This is a genomic window from Saccharopolyspora thermophila (assembly GCF_014646075.1).
GTDB classification, from domain to species: domain Bacteria; phylum Actinomycetota; class Actinomycetes; order Mycobacteriales; family Pseudonocardiaceae; genus Saccharopolyspora; species Saccharopolyspora thermophila.
The window spans coordinates 17,524-31,633 of sequence record NZ_BMMT01000005.1 but is presented as its reverse complement, the minus strand read 5'-3'; the positions used below and the strand labels follow the sequence as shown (position 1 = coordinate 31,633).

General features: G+C 69.7%; 12 protein-coding genes. 2 read left to right on the top strand and 10 right to left on the bottom strand.

Annotated elements, in window-relative coordinates; all coding sequences use genetic code 11:
* Positions 1 to 35 precede the first annotated feature (35 nt).
* The 3 genes from dprE2 to dprE1 (IEY17_RS09290) are packed head-to-tail and all read right to left on the bottom strand — an operon-like array spanning position 36 to position 3,504.
* Positions 36 to 791: a decaprenylphospho-beta-D-erythro-pentofuranosid-2-ulose 2-reductase gene (dprE2, locus tag IEY17_RS09300; protein ID WP_188986917.1), complete on the bottom strand. Its 756-nt coding sequence runs from the start codon at positions 789 to 791 to the stop codon at positions 36 to 38.
* Positions 788 to 2,143, bottom strand: a complete 1,356-nt coding sequence (gene dprE1 / locus IEY17_RS09295) for a decaprenylphosphoryl-beta-D-ribose oxidase (protein WP_188986916.1) — start codon at positions 2,141 to 2,143, stop codon at positions 788 to 790. The genes dprE2 and dprE1 (IEY17_RS09295) overlap by 4 nt, the downstream gene beginning before the upstream one ends.
* Positions 2,140 to 3,504 carry a decaprenylphosphoryl-beta-D-ribose oxidase gene (gene dprE1, locus IEY17_RS09290; protein ID WP_188986915.1) on the bottom strand — a complete coding sequence of 455 codons (1,365 nt, stop codon included), beginning with the start codon at positions 3,502 to 3,504 and terminating at the stop codon, positions 2,140 to 2,142. Before dprE1 (IEY17_RS09290) ends, dprE1 (IEY17_RS09295) begins: the two co-directional genes overlap by 4 nt.
* 176 nt (positions 3,505 to 3,680) lie before the next feature.
* Here dprE1 (IEY17_RS09290) and IEY17_RS09285 point away from each other — a divergent pair, with 176 nt between their 5' ends.
* Positions 3,681 to 4,112 carry a GtrA family protein gene (locus IEY17_RS09285; protein WP_308423967.1) on the top strand — a complete coding sequence of 144 codons (432 nt, stop codon included), beginning with the start codon at positions 3,681 to 3,683 and terminating at the stop codon, positions 4,110 to 4,112.
* A 149-nt stretch (positions 4,113 to 4,261) separates the two neighbouring features.
* Here the strand turns inward: IEY17_RS09285 and IEY17_RS09280 are convergent, their stop codons facing one another.
* The 6 genes from IEY17_RS09280 to IEY17_RS09255 all read right to left on the bottom strand — a co-directional run bounded on the left by IEY17_RS09280 (position 4,262) and on the right by IEY17_RS09255 (position 11,589).
* Positions 4,262 to 4,531 carry a hypothetical protein gene (locus tag IEY17_RS09280; RefSeq protein ID WP_188986913.1) on the bottom strand — a complete coding sequence of 90 codons (270 nt, stop codon included), beginning with the start codon at positions 4,529 to 4,531 and terminating at the stop codon, positions 4,262 to 4,264.
* 310 nt (positions 4,532 to 4,841) lie between these two features.
* The gene (locus IEY17_RS09275) at positions 4,842 to 8,144 is read right to left on the bottom strand and encodes an arabinosyltransferase domain-containing protein (RefSeq protein ID WP_188986912.1); all 3,303 of its coding nucleotides are present in this window, start codon (positions 8,142 to 8,144) and stop codon (positions 4,842 to 4,844) included.
* 213 nt (positions 8,145 to 8,357) lie between these two features.
* Positions 8,358 to 9,272 carry a galactofuranosyltransferase GlfT1 gene (gene glfT1 / locus IEY17_RS09270; protein ID WP_188986911.1) on the bottom strand — a complete coding sequence of 305 codons (915 nt, stop codon included), beginning with the start codon at positions 9,270 to 9,272 and terminating at the stop codon, positions 8,358 to 8,360.
* On the bottom strand, positions 9,269 to 10,087 hold the full coding sequence (gene wzt / locus IEY17_RS09265) for a galactan export ABC transporter ATP-binding subunit Wzt/RfbE (protein WP_188986910.1): 819 nt from the start codon (positions 10,085 to 10,087) through the stop codon (positions 9,269 to 9,271). Before wzt ends, glfT1 begins: the two co-directional genes overlap by 4 nt.
* 17 nt (positions 10,088 to 10,104) lie before the next feature.
* On the bottom strand, positions 10,105 to 10,956 hold the full coding sequence (wzm, locus tag IEY17_RS09260; protein WP_188986909.1) for a galactan export ABC transporter permease subunit Wzm/RfbD: 852 nt from the start codon (positions 10,954 to 10,956) through the stop codon (positions 10,105 to 10,107).
* Between the two features lie 102 nt (positions 10,957 to 11,058).
* Positions 11,059 to 11,589: a bacterial proteasome activator family protein gene (locus tag IEY17_RS09255; RefSeq protein WP_188986908.1), complete on the bottom strand. Its 531-nt coding sequence runs from the start codon at positions 11,587 to 11,589 to the stop codon at positions 11,059 to 11,061.
* A 228-nt stretch (positions 11,590 to 11,817) separates the two neighbouring features.
* On the opposite strand from IEY17_RS09255, the gene IEY17_RS09250 reads away from it, so the two are divergent.
* Positions 11,818 to 13,017, top strand: a complete 1,200-nt coding sequence (locus IEY17_RS09250; RefSeq protein WP_188986907.1) for a cysteine desulfurase-like protein — start codon at positions 11,818 to 11,820, stop codon at positions 13,015 to 13,017.
* 112 nt (positions 13,018 to 13,129) lie between these two features.
* Here the strand turns inward: IEY17_RS09250 and IEY17_RS09245 are convergent, their stop codons facing one another.
* A complete protein-coding gene (locus IEY17_RS09245; RefSeq protein WP_188986906.1) occupies positions 13,130 to 14,107 on the bottom strand; it encodes an NAD(P)H-quinone oxidoreductase in 978 nt (325 codons plus the stop codon).
* Positions 14,108 to 14,110: the final 3 nt, after the last annotated feature.

Below are 14,110 nucleotides of genomic sequence, written 5' to 3'. Positions count from 1 at the left end.
AGTTATCGCCCCGGCGGCCCGACTTGGAAAGCCGATCAGAACGGCAGGCGGCGGAAGATGACCCGCGGCAGGTGCCGCAGCACCATCATCACCCAGCGCATCTGCGCCGGCGCCCACACCTGCTCCTTGCCCCGGCGCACCGCGTCCACGATCACCTCGGCGACCTGCTCCGGCGTCTGCGCCATCGGCGCGGGCTTCATGCCCTGCGTCAGCTTGGTGTGCACGAAGTTCGGCCGCACCACGGTGACCTTCACCCCGGAGTCGGCCAGCGCGTAGGTCAGCCCCGTGTAGAACGCGTCCATCCCGGCCTTCGACGAGCCGTACACGAAGTTCGAGCGGCGGGCCCGCTCGGCGGCCGGCGACGAGATCGCCACCAGGCGGCCGTGGCCCTGCTTGCGCAGCCGCTCGGCCAGCCGCACGCCCAGCGTCATCGGCGCCACATAGTTCACCTCGGCGACCTCGCGAGCGGCCTCGACATCCGTCCAGCCCTGCTCGTTGTCGCCCTGGATGCCGAACGCCACCAGCGTGACGTCCACGTCGCCCTCGGCGAACGCCTTCTCGATCACCTCGCCGTGCGTCTCCGGCTTGCGTGCGTCGAACGGCACCGTCGTCACGGTGCTGCCGGTCCTGCGCAGCCGCTCGGCCGCGGCGTCCAGCCGCTCCGACGGGCGAGCGGCGAGCACGATCCGCAGCGGGCGCTGTGCCGCGTACTTCTCGGCGGTCGCCAGCGCGATGTCGGAGGTCCCGCCGAGGACGAGCAAGGACTGCGGGTTTCCAACGGCGTCGATCACAGCTCAAGCCTCCGGCTCATGTCTGAGGCGAAAATGCCTTCGGGGTCAACGGATTGGCGAATCTTGCGGAACTCGTCGACTCGCGGGTACATCCGGTGGAACGTCTCCGCCGTGGTCCGCGAGTCCTTCGCGGTGTACAGCCGACCGCCCATCTCCAGCACGCGTGCGTCCAGTTCCCGGCAGAACTCGCCGAGCCCGCGCTTGATCGGGAAGTCCACACAGATGTTCCAGCCCGGCATCGGGAACGACAGCGGCGCCTGGTTGCCCGCACCGAACTTCTTGATCACGTTCAGGAACGAGACGTGGCCGGACTCCGCGATGCGCCGCACGATACGGCGGAACTCGTCCTCCGCGGCCAGCGGCACGATGAACTGGTACTGCAGGAAACCCTTCGACCCGTAGGCGCGGTTCCACTCCCCGAACAGATCCAGAATGTGGTAGAACTGCGTCAGATTCTGGATCCTGCCGTGCGCCTTCTTGGGCGTCTTCCGGTAGTACAGCTCGCCGATCGCGCTGAACGTCAGCTTGTTCGCCAGCCCGTTCGGGAAGATGTCCGGCAGCGTCGCCAACTGCGGCGCGTCGAACTTCAACGGATCGGCCTGCAACTTCGGCGGCAGCTGGTCCACTGTGGCCAGCGAGCCGCGGCCGAACGCGGCCCGGCCCAGCCGCGGACCGGTGGAGATCGAGTCAAACCACGCCGACGAGTACGTGTAGTTGTCGTCGGAGTTCTTGAACAGCTCGATCGTCTCGTCCAGGTTGTCCGTGCGGTCCAGGTCCGCGACGAAGTACGCCGTCTCGGTCCGGATCATCCGGACCCGGGCGCGCAGGATGATGCCGGTCAGGCCGATGCCACCGACGGTCGCCCAGAACAGCTCCGACTCCGGGCCGTCCGGGGTGATCTCGCGGACCTGGCCGTCCGCGGTGAGCAGGTCCATCGACAGCACGTGGTTGCCGAAACTGCCCTCGCTGTGGTGGTTCTTGCCGTGGATGTCGTTGGCGATCGCGCCGCCCACGGTGACCTGCCGGGTGCCCGGCAGCACCGGAACCCACAGGCCGTGCGGCAGCGCGGCCTTCATCAGCTGGTCCAGGCTCACCCCGGCGTCCACGTCCACGACCGCCGTGTCCGGGTCGATGCGGTGGATGCGGTTCAGCGGCGTCATGTCGATGACCACGCCACCCGCGTTCTGCGCCGTGTCGCCGTAGCTGCGGCCCAGGCCGCGGGCGATGACGCCGCGCTCGTCGGCGGTGCGCACCGCCTCCGCGATCGCGTCCACATCGGGGGTGCTGAGCACCCGGGCACGGGTTGGCGCGGTGCGTGCCCAGCCGGTCAGGGTCTTCACGGTGATGGTCACAGGCTCAGCCTCCGGGACAGGTCGGAGCGGAACACGCCCTCCGGGTCGACCGTCGCGCGGATCTTGCGCCACTCCTCGATCCGCGGGTACATCCGCTCGATCATCTCTGGCGTGGTGCGCGACTCCTTGGCCAGATACAGGCGGCCGCCCGCCTCCAGCACCATCTCGTCCAGCTCGGTGCACAACCGGTCCAGGCCGGGCGTGATCGGGATGTCGACGGTGAGCGTCCACCCCTCGCGCGGGAACGACATCGGCGCCTGGTTGCCCGGGCCGAACGTCTTGAGCACGTTGAGGAACGACACGTGACCGGACGAGCTGATCCTGTCGATGGACCGGCGGAACATCGCCTCCTGCCCGAAGGGCACCATGAACTGGTACTGCAGGAAACCGTTCGGGCCGTACACCCGGTTCCACTCGCCGACCAGATCCAGCGGGTGGAAGAACTGGGTGATGTTCTGCACCAGCCCGTACCGCGTCGGCGCCTTGCGGTACCAGAGCTCGTTGAAGGCGGTGATGGTGAACTTGTTCACCAGGCCGTTGGGGAAGATCGGTGGGGCGGTCATCAGCTGCGGCGCGTTGAACTTCAGTGGGTCCTTGCGCAGCTTCTTCGGCAGGTCCTCCAGTTTCGCGGAGTTGCCGCGGGTCAGCAGCGCGCGACCCATCTGGTCGCCGCGGGCCAGCGAGTCGAACCAGGCGACCGAGTAGACGTAGTTGTCGTCCGAACCGTCGGTGAAATGCTCGATCAGCTCGTCCAGGTTCTTCGTCTGCACGTTGTCGACCAGGAAGTATGCGGTCTCCACGCGCTTGAGCCTGATCGTCGCGTTCAGGATGATGCCGGTCAGGCCCATGCCGCCCACGGTCGCCCAGAACAGCTCGGCGTCCTCGCCGTCCGGCGTGAGCGTGCGGATCTCGCCGTCCGCGGTGAGCAGATCCAGCGACAGCACGTGGCTGCCGAACGAGCCCTGCGAGTGGTGGTTCTTGCCGTGGATGTCCGAGCCGATCGCGCCACCGATGGTGACCTGCCGGGTGCCCGGCAGCACCGGGATCCACAGCCCGTACGGCAGCAGCCGGCGCATCAGCGTGTCCAGGGACACGCCGGCGTCCACGACCACGGTCGCCTCGTCGACGTCGATGCGGTGCACCCGGTTGAGAGCGGTCATGTCGATGACCGTGCCGCCCGCGTTCTGCGACGGGTCGCCGTAGCTGCGGCCCAGACCGCGCGCGATGACGCCGCGCTCACCGGCCTCACGGACCGCCCTGGCGATCGCCTCGACGTCCGGGGTGCTCACGACGTGCGCCCTGGTGGGCGCGGTGCGCCCCCAGCCGGTCAGCGTCTGAAGCTCGTCCTTTACCGATCCCACCCAGCCGAGTCTATCTGCGCGGACGGGGCCAACACGGGCGGGTGCGTGCGGTCCTCGGCGGTGTGCGGCGGGTCGTCGCTACACTCGCTCGGGACGTGTGCGTGGTCGGTTCGCGGTGGCGGCACCCGCGCGTCCCCGGTGGCCCTGTCGTCGAGCTTCGAGGTGAACCAGTGGCCGTGGCCGAATCCGCAGCCCCCGCAGAACCGAAGCGCCTGGGCGTCTTCAACCAGCTGTTCCGCTTCATCGTCATCGGTGGTGGCTGCGCTGTCATCGACTTCGGCACCTACTCGCTGCTGCTGGGCGTCCTCGGCTGGCCGGTGTGGTTGTCGAAGTCGATCTCGTTCATCTTCGGCACCACGGCGTCGTACCTGATCAACCGGAAGTTCACCTTCAGCGGCGCGAACACCGGCAACACCAAGGCCAAGGCGGGCGCGTTCGCCCTGCTCTACACCATCACGTTCTTCGTGAACATGGGCTCGAACCAGGTGTTGTGCGTGGTGTTCGACGCGCAGGAGCCGTGGCAGTTCACACTGTTCTGGGTCATCGCGCAGGGCCTCGGCACCCTGATCAACTTCATCATGCTCAGGGTTCTGATTTTCCGCGACTGACCAGGTGACACTCCCGCGTGTCACGACCATCACCCGTCGGAGGATCCGTGTCACGCTGGAGTGGTGTGAGCCGGCATCGCGCGAGGCGTGCGCCGGGAAGGGGCACCGACACCGGCGTTCCTCGGTGACCGGTGTCCCTCACCCGCCGGTCAGTTGCGGCCGAAGCCGGTGCCGCGGGCCGGCGCGCCGTAGGCGTTCGCGTCCGAGCGCGTGGTCTCGATGTGCGCGGTCGCCACGTGCGCGAAGTTCACCGCGAAGCTCCCGCCGTCGGCGGTGGTGAGCGCCTTGGTCTGGCCGTTGGCCATCAGGTCGGCCAGCACGTCGCGCAGCGCGTCGGCCTCGGCGTTGTCGAGGGCCACGTGCAGCGGCTGGCTGACCCCAGCCAGGTGCAGCACCAATCCGGGTCGCGTGTCGGGCATGAGATCTCCCACGGTCGGCCGCCCCAACGCCAGGACGGGTCTCGGGTTCCTTGCGTGCGGGCACCAGCTCCCGCCCCCAACGCGGGCGAGCACTGACTCCCGCATCCCCAACACACCACGCCCGGAGCCCCACCGACACCCGGTTTCACCCTCAGCGGACCCCACCGCCCACCCCCACCAGCCCCTTTCGCTCACCGCGTACCAACCCCCGCCACGAAACGTGGGTGCCGGGGGGATTCCCAGGTTCGCCGAAACTTGGGTGGCGCCTTCCGGGTTTGCCGGAAGTCGGAGGGCGCCTCCCGGGTGGGGGTTACTGTTCGGGTTGTTCTTCCTCCACGTCGAAGCCCTTGACGTCGTTGCGGTCGTCGCTGCTGGGCACGTCGCCCGGCAACTGGACCGTCTTGGACAGCGGACCCGGGGTCCAGGTTCCCCAGTGCGTTTCGGTGTGCACGTCCATCGCCGCCTGCGCGGGCAGGGCGTCCGGCTCGTACGGGTCCACCGCGTACAGCGAACCCCAGTCGCGGTGGATGTTGTTCTTCAGGTACGTCGGCAGCTCACGCATGCTGGTCGCCACGTTGAGCCAACCGAACGGCCCGCCCGCGTCCGGCGACGACCAGCCCTGCCCGATCTCGCGCACCTCCGCACCGGCCGCCACCCGGAACTTCGGAATCTCCGCGATGCCGTTGTGCACGCCCGGGATCTGCAGGCACGGGTGCACCAGCGCGGTCGTCCACTCCACGAACGTCGGCTGGTCCCCGACGAAGTCCGTCATGTTCACCAGCTGCGGGGCGCGCGGTGCGCTGACCGCCACCCAGCCGTTGGGGCCGAGCGAGTTGTCCACCGCCACCACGCGCACCTTCGTGGCGCCCTCGGACTTGCCGCCGACGGTGAACCGGAAGTCGCGCCAGGCCGGCCCGGGGCCCTGCACCACGTACTTGCGCTCGGTGATGAGGAACCCGTGGTCGGTGTCGTGACCGAACTCCAGGGCGATCGAGTTCGCGCCCAGCTCCGCGCCGGCCAGCGAGATCACCACCGGCACCTCGCCGGTCTTCGCCCGCTCCGGCAGGTCGTACCACTGGGTGCGCAGTTCACCGGTGCCGATGCCGGCCTCGTCGTAGCTGCCCCACACCGGCGCGTTGTCGTTGCCGAACTGGTGCGGCGGCTTCCAGTCCGGTTCCTGCGGGTCGGAGCCGTCGCCGGGCGGCAGGCCGGGCCGGTTGAAGCCAACCATCTTGGCCCGCATGTACTGGTCGGCGTCCTCCTTGCCGCGCAGCCGCTTCGGCGGGATGCCGATGTTGGGATCCTCGGACGGCGCCGCCTTGCTCGGCTGCTCCGCCGACACCCGCAGCATGCCGACCTGCGGGTTGGTCTCGACGTAGATGTAGTCCGACAGACCGCAGCTGGAGCCGACGATCTGCTTGATGTTGTCCGCGCCGAGGCTGTAGCTGCCCCACTGCTTCTGGATGACCTTGCCGAAGTTCGCCAGTTCGAACAGCACCAGCAGCGCGCACAGGATCGACAGCGGAGCGGTACCCAGCCGCAGCGCCCGGCTGCGCTTCTCCTGCCGCCCGAAGCGCTCGTCGACGACCTTCGGGTTGTTCTCGTCGATGCGCAGGTGCTCGATGAACGCCACGATCAACGCGATCGCCGCGATGATCAAAAACCCGGTGCTCAGGTGGTGGCCGCCCAGCTGCGGCGGCATGTTGAACCACGGCACACCCCAGCCGGAGACGTACCACCAGGCGTTGGGACCGGTGGCGGCGAACGCCAGAATCACCATCAGCATCGCGAAGAACGCCGCGCGGTTGCGCTTGGAGCGCAGCACCGTGCTGCTGGTGGCCAACGCGGTCAGCGCCGCCAGCGCGCCGCCGAACGCGGCGAAGATGCCGAAGTGGTGGGACCACTTGGTGGGGGTCAGCACCAGCACGCCGAAGGACAGCGCGGTCACCGCGAGCAGCCGCCGGCTCGGGCCGAGCGCCGCGCCGCGGATGCGGGCGCGCCGCAGCAGCACCACCGCGCAGGTGGCCAGACACAGCAGCACCAGCATCACCGGGAAGCGCCGCGTCATCGAGCCGTCCGGGGTGGGGCTGAACAGCAGGTTGTAGCGGCTGAGCTCCTCGTACCAGCTCTGGCTGGGGCCGAGGTCGGTGCGCAGCTCGGTGGCGTCGATGACCGACTGCCAGGTCTGGTCAGAAAACACCAGCGTCAGGATCACGAACCCGGACGCGGAGATCGGGGCCAGCACCGGCAGCCACCCGAACTCGCTCGCCCGTTTGCGCACCAGCCGGTACAGCGGCTTGAGCGCGGCGATGAACGGCAGCACCGACACCATGCCGTGCGGGTTCGCGCCGACCGACAGCGCCGCCACGACCAGGCCCAGCGCGGCGGGCATCAGCCGCCCGGTGGCCACCGCCCGCTCCACGGCGCACAGCGCGAGCAGCGAGAACAGCACCACGACCGGCTCCGGGCGCAGGCCGTTGTTGTAGGGCAGCCAGAACGCCAGGAACACGGCGGCAGCGGCCCAGCCGGCGGCGTTGCTGCGCCGCACCTGCTGGCCGAGCCGGGGCAGCACCTCGCGGCTGATCAGCAGCCAGCTGACGATGCCCATCAGCAGCGCGGGCAACCGCACCCACGGGGTGGCCGTGGAGATCTGCACCCACCCCGAGTACAGCTCGTAGAACCAGCCGAACGGCGCCTCGGGCACGCCGAACCAGCGGTAGTAGTTGCTGATGTAGCCGAAGCTCTCGCGCGCCCGCGCGATGGTCAGGATGTAGCCGTCGTCCGAGGTCATCGCGCCGATGACCCACCAGACCAGCAGCGCGCCGATCACCGACACGTCCCGGAACGTCGGCTTCCACCAGCCGCGCGGGACGAGCTTCGGCGGGCGGCGACCGGCCCGCACATCCAGCCGCCGCAGGCACACCACGGAACCGATGAACGCCAGCACCGCCAGAACCATCACCACGACCTTCACGGCGGTGGCGGTGCTCTCGTAGCGGTTGTCGACGCGGGCCTGGAAGGACAGGCCGCGCACGTCGTCGATGGCGTCGTCGAGGCTGGAGTAGATCCCGGTCAGCTGCGGGCGCTGGTCGCCGCGCAGGTTCGCCAGCGACTCGTCACCGACGCTGGCCGTGGTGCCGTAGGCGTCGGAGTGCAGCGCGATCGAGCAGTCCCCGGCAGGCAGCGGCACGGTGCCCACCTGCTGGCCCTTGGTGAGCAGGGTCAGGTGGCCGTTGTCGACCTGCAGCACCAGACCGGTCAGGTTGCCGTAGTCCGACGACGGCGGGTTCGTGCTCAGCAGGATGCCCGGGCCGTTGGTGCGGGCGTCGAGGCTGCGCGCCGAGGCGCACGGCACCGAGGCGGTCAACCAGACCGGCGAGTAGCTGACCAGCGGCGCGGACACCGATTTGGTGCCTTCGGCGGTCGGCCACTTCAGCGTGGTGATGTTGTAGTTGACCGGGAGGAACGGCACCGCCAGCGCGAACACCGTGCCGAGCAGACCGAGGACCGTCGCGAAAAGCTTCAGGCGCCTGGCCGACTGCTGCGGGCGGTTGATCTCGGCGTGCGCCGAAGCATCGTCCGTTCGGCGGCTTTCTTCCTGGCCACTGAGCACGGGTGGAGAATAGTAGTCGCTGGTCCGGGCCTTTTCGCGGCATTCCGCGGGTGTGCGAATGGCCACCCTGGCCAACGCCGTGAGCTGCGAACTCAGGTTGCTCTCAGGCCGTTCTCAGTATTCCGTGACCCCGCGGTGACCAATTCGGCGGCATCCGATTCCGGCCGGATCGACTGCGCGGAGACCGCGGGTGGCGATCCCCGCGCGGTCCGGTCAGCGCCGGAAGAACTTCTCCTGCTGCCCCTGGCGCACCAGCCGCAGCCACTCCCGGAACGCCTTCGGATCGCGCCGCTGCCCCATGAAGTACAACCCGAACCGCAGGACCTCCAGGGCGCCGATCCGGCGCATGCCCGGTTGCGACAGCAGGTAGCCGCGGTTGCGGTAGGTGTAGTAGCGCTTCACCGCGTCCGACGGGTCCTGCGCGTGGAACCGGCCGCCCAGCATCGGCTTGAACTCCGCCGAACCGTCCGGGTGCAGGAACCGGGTGCGCAGCGTGGTGCCGAACGGCAGCCCGGAGCGCACCACCCGCCGGTGGATCTCCACCTCGTCGCCGCGGAAGAACAACCGGTAGTCCGGCACGCCCACCACGTCCAGCGTGCTCGCCCGGAACAGCGCCCCGTTGAACAGCGACGCGATACCTGGCAGGAAGTCGCCCACGCCGAGCTCGCTGACCCGCCGCTTCCAGGTCAGGCCGCGGCGCAGCGGGAACGCCAGCCGGTCCGGCTCGTCGATGTTGACCACCACCGGCGACACCGCGGCCAGCCGCCGCTTGCGGGCCACCTCCAGCAGCGTCTCCAGCGCGTGCTCGTCGGCCGGGCGGCCGTCGTCGTCGCCCAGCCACACCCACTCCGCGCCCAGCGACAGCGCGGTCAGCATGCCCAGCGCGAACCCGCCCGCGCCACCGAGGTTGCGCTGCGACGGCAGGTACGTCGAGGGCACCGGGCAGTCGGCCACGACATCGGCCGCCGGCTCGTCCGGACCGTTGTCCACCACCACCAGGTGGTCGGGCACCCGGGTCTGGCTCGCGATGACCTTCAGGGACTCGGCCAGCAGCTCGCGACGGTGCCTGGTGACGATCACCGCGACTACGGACCCGGCAGGAAGCTGCTGTGCGGAGTCGGTGCTCATGCGCCTTCTTTGCTCCCGATCGTGGCCGCGGACTCGCCGATCCGGGCCAGGGTTTCCTCACTCAGGTGCTCGAAGGGGTCGTACCCCTTGTAGTGGGTCAGGACCTCGCGCAGTGACCCCTGCTCCCGGATGCCGCCCTTGTCCATCCAGATGGCGCTGCTGCACAGCTCGATCAGGAACTCGTCGGAGTGCGAGGCGAAGACCAGGATGCCCGAGCGCCGGACCAGGTCGTGCAGCCGGTCACGGGCCTTCTCCAGAAACTCCGCGTCAACGGCGCCGATGCCCTCGTCGAGGATCAGGATCTCCGGGTCGATGGAGGTGACCACGCCCAGCGCCAGCCGCACCCGCATACCGGTGGAGTAGGTGCGCAGCGGCATCGCCAGGTAGTCGCCGAGCTCGGTGAACTCGGCGATCTCGTCGACCCGCTTCTCCATCTCCTTGCGGGTCATGCCGAGGAACAGCCCACGGATGATGATGTTCTCGTAGCCGGAGATCTCCGGGTCCATGCCCACGCCGAGGTCGAACACCGGCGCGACCTTGCCGACCACCCGGGCGCTGCCCCGGGTCGGCTCGTAGATGCCGCTGAGCAGACGCAGCAGCGTGGACTTGCCCGCGCCGTTGTGACCGACCAGGGCCACCCGGTCGCCGTGCCGCAGCGAGAGGTTGATGTCGTGCAGGGCCTCGATGATCGGCACCCGGCTGTTGGTGCCGATCTTGCCCCCGGCCTTGCCGAGCACGGCCTTCTTCAGCGATCGCGACTTCGCGTCGAAGATCGGGAAGTCGACCGCGGCGTTCCAGACGTCGATGCTGACCACAGTTCCTCAGCTCCCGATCAGACCCAGTAGGGGACGCGTGCGCGGTAGTTGCGCAGGACCAGCAGCGCCACGAGCCAGCCACCCACGGTGAAGGCCACCACGACCACCCAGTGGTGCCAGGACTGGTTGGTGCCGAGCATGGGCGCCCGCGCGATCTCCACGAAGTGATAGATCGGGTTGAGCTGGGCCAGCCACGCGCGCGGCCCGGCGTTCTGCTCCAGCACGTCGATCGGCCAGACGATCGGCGACATGAAGAACAGCAGCTGCATGAAGCTGTTGATGACCGGCGGGATGTCCCGGAACCGGGTGCTCGCGACGCCGAACAGCAGGACCACCCAGCCACCGTTGAGCAGCAGCAGGAAGATGGCCGGGACCGCGGTGATCACCGTCCACGACACCGGCGGCTGGAAGATCGCCAGGATCAGCAGGTAGATGACGAGGTTGTGCAGGAAGAGCAGGAACTCCCGCCACACCGTGCGCAGCACGTGCACGCTGATCGGCGCAGGGAGCTGCTTGATCAGGCCCTCGTTGTGGATGAACACCTCGGTGCCGGACAGCAGGCAGCCCTGGATGAAGTACCAGATCATGAACCCGACGGTCATGTACGGCACGTACTTGCCCGGGTCCTGCCCGAAGATCGTGGAGTACATCAGACCGAGGCCACCGGCGGTCACGCCCATGCCGATGGTGATCCACAGCGGTCCGAGCACCGATCGCCGGTAACGCTGCTTGATGTCCTGCCAGCCGAGGTGCGCCCACAGCTGCCGCTGCCGCAGCCCGTCGTGGATGTCCTTAAACGCCCTGCGCCAGGACCGCGACGAGATATCGGTGGGCGTTGGGGGGCTGTCTACCGTGCTTGTGGCCTGCACAGTGCGTCAGAGTACCGATCGCCCATCCGTGGCCCAGGGCTGGGCATCACTCGATGGCGTCGCCCCTGCGGAGGCGTCGAGCGCGCCCATGCCCACCGAACGTCACAGGTACTGGCCGGTGCCTCGGCCGTGGCCGTGGTCGGCTTCGCCGCTGGTACCCATCGGGAGTCCCCGGCGCATCTGTTCCAGCTGGGCGCGGGCCGCCATCTGCTGGGCGAACAGGGCCGTCTGCAGGCCGTGGAACAGGCCCTCCAGCCAGCCCACCAGCTGGGCCTGGGCGATCCGCAGCTCCGCCTCCGAGGGCGTGGACTCCTGGGCGAACGGCAGGGACAGCCGCTCCAGCTCCTCGACGAGCTCCGGGGCCAGGCCCTGCTCCAGCTCACGGATCGACGACTGGTGGATCTCCTTCAGACGGGTGCGGCTGGCCTCGTCCAGCGGCGCCGCGCGGACCTCCTCCAGCAGCTGCTTGATCATCGTGCCGATGCGCATCACCTTGGCCGGCTGCTCGACCAGGTCGTTGATGTCCTCGCCGCGCTCCGCCTGCTCCTCGGCGCCCGAGGCGGCCCCGATCGGCTTGCCGTCCTCACCGACCACGAACACCTGCGGCCTGCCCTCACTCGGATCGTGGGTCATGTCTCCATCCTGGCTCACGGGTACTGCGTATCGCCCAGCGCGGTCACCGTGCGTGGTCGCTGTGCGCGCCTGGTGGCCAGCGGCTTCACCGCTCGACTGACGGTACCGCGCGATGGTGTACGTCAACCCACCTGCCGGTACGTTCCGTGCGGTCCGGAGGCGGCGGAATGATGCGATATCGAACACCCGGCAGCGAGATCCAGACGGGTTGTCCGTACGGTGTCAGGCATGGCGTTCGACGTCGCGGCGGTTCGCGGGCTCTTCCCCGCGCTCGGCGACGGGTGGGTGCACCTGGACGCTCCGGCAGGCATGCAGGTACCTGAACAAGTGGCGACTGCGGCCTCCACGGCGCTGCGGGCCCCCGTCTCCGGGCCGGGCGGGATCTTCCCCGCGTCGCAGCGCGCCGAGGCGATCGTGGAGGCCGCCCGGCGCGCTATCGCAGATCTGGTGGGTGCCAGCCCGGCCGGGGTGGTGCTCGGCCCCAACTCGGCCGTGCTGCTGCAACGGCTTGCCGACGCGCTCGGCGACGGCTGGATGATCGGGGACGACGTGGTCGTCTCCCGGCTGGACCACCCGTCCAACGTCGCGCCGTGGCAGCGCGCCGCGCAGCGCTCCGGCGGCACCGTGCGCTGGGCCGAGGTCGACATCGAGACCTGCGAGCTGCCGACCTGGCAGTACCAGGAGCTGGTGACGCCGCGCACCAAGGTCGTCGCGCTCACCGCCGCGTCCGGGGCGGTCGGCACCCGCCCGGACGTCCGGGCGGCCGCCGAGGCGGCGGCCGAGCACGGCGCGCTGGTGGTGGTCGACGCCGCGGCCGCCGCGCCGTTCGTGCCGCTGGACATCACCGCGATGGGCGCCGACGTGGTGGCGGTGAACGCCTCGGCCTGGGGCGGGCCGCCCGTGGGAGCCCTGGTGTTCCGGAACCCGGCGATGCTCGACCAGCTGCCGTCGGTGGCGCTGGAGCCAGGTGCCCGGGGTCCGGAGCGGCTGGAGCTGGGCCCGCACGCCTACCCGCTGCTGGCGGGGCTGGTCGCGTCGGTGGACTACCTGGCCGGGCTGGACGACGCGGCCGTGGGGCCGCGCCGCGAGCGGCTGCTGACCTCGCTGGGTTCGGTAAAGTCGTACCAGGCCGGTTTGCTGGCGAACCTGACGAACGGGCTGCGCCGGATGCGGCACGTGATGGTGATCGGCGACGCGATGCGCCGGGTGCCGTCCATGGCGTTCACGGTGAACGGGGTGAAGGCGGTGGACGCCGTCGAGCACCTCGCGGAGCGCGGGGTGTGCGCCTTCGCCGACCCCGGCACGCACGGCGTCTTCGCGGTCCTGGGCGTCGGCGAGGTGGGGGGAGCGGTCCGCGTGGGCCTGGCCCACTACACCAACGCCTCCGAAGTGGACCAGCTCATCCGCGCCGTCGCCGAACTCGGCTGACGTCCTCGGAAACCTGGTCGGAATGCGCGCGCACCGCGGTGGTGCGGTGACGGAGCGCAGCCGGGTAGGCCGGGCTCCGTCACCCGAGGAGTCCCCCGGACGCCGGTGCTGGTCAGCGAACCAGGAGGATCTTGCCGCGCACGTCGCCCGCTTCGAGCATCGCGTGCGCCCGCGCCGCCTCGCGCATCGGCACCCGGTCGTGTACCAGGGTCCGCACCTGGCCCGACTCGATCAGCGGCCACAGGCGCTGCCGCACGTCGGCGACGATCGCCGCCTTACCGTGCGGGCCCTCCACCGGCCGCCCACGTAGCCCGAGCACCGACACCCGCAGCCGCTTGACCAGCATCTTGCCCAGGTCCAGCTCGGCTCTGCGGCCGCCCTGCATGCCGATGATCGCCAGATGCCCGTCCGGGGCCAGCGCGGACAGGTTCCGGTCCAGATAGGACGCCCCCATGTTGTCCAGGATGACGTCCGCGCCGCCCAGTTCCTTGACCACCGCGACGAAGTCCTCGTCCCGGTAGCTGATCACCGGGTCCGCGCCGAGGTCGCGGCACAGCCGGCGGCTCGCCTCCGACCCGGCGGTGGTGGCGACCCGCGCGCCCAGCGCCCGGCCGACCTGGATCGCGCACGTCCCGATGCCGCCGGAGCCGCCGTGCACCAGCAGCAGCTGTCCACTGCGGAGCCCGGCCTCCATGACCACGTTGGACCACACGGTGCAGCAGACCTCGGGCAGCCCGGCCGCCTCGACCAGGTCCACCCCAACGGGTTTCGGCAGTACCTGCGCCGCCGGGACCACCACTCGTTCGGCGTAACCTCCGCCGGCGAGCAGCGCGCACACCTCGTCGCCGACCTGCCAGCCCTCGACACCCTCGCCGAGTTCGGCGATGGTTCCGGAGCACTCCAGCCCGAGGATGGGGCTCGCGCCCTTCGGCGGCGGGTAGTTTCCCTGCCGCTGGTGCAGATCCGCGCGGTTGACCGCGCTGGCCACGACCTCGATGAGCACCTCGCCCGGACCCGGCCGCGGGTCGGGATGCTCGGTCCATTCCAACACGTCCGGTTCGCCCGGCTCTCGGATCGCGATCGCGTACATGTC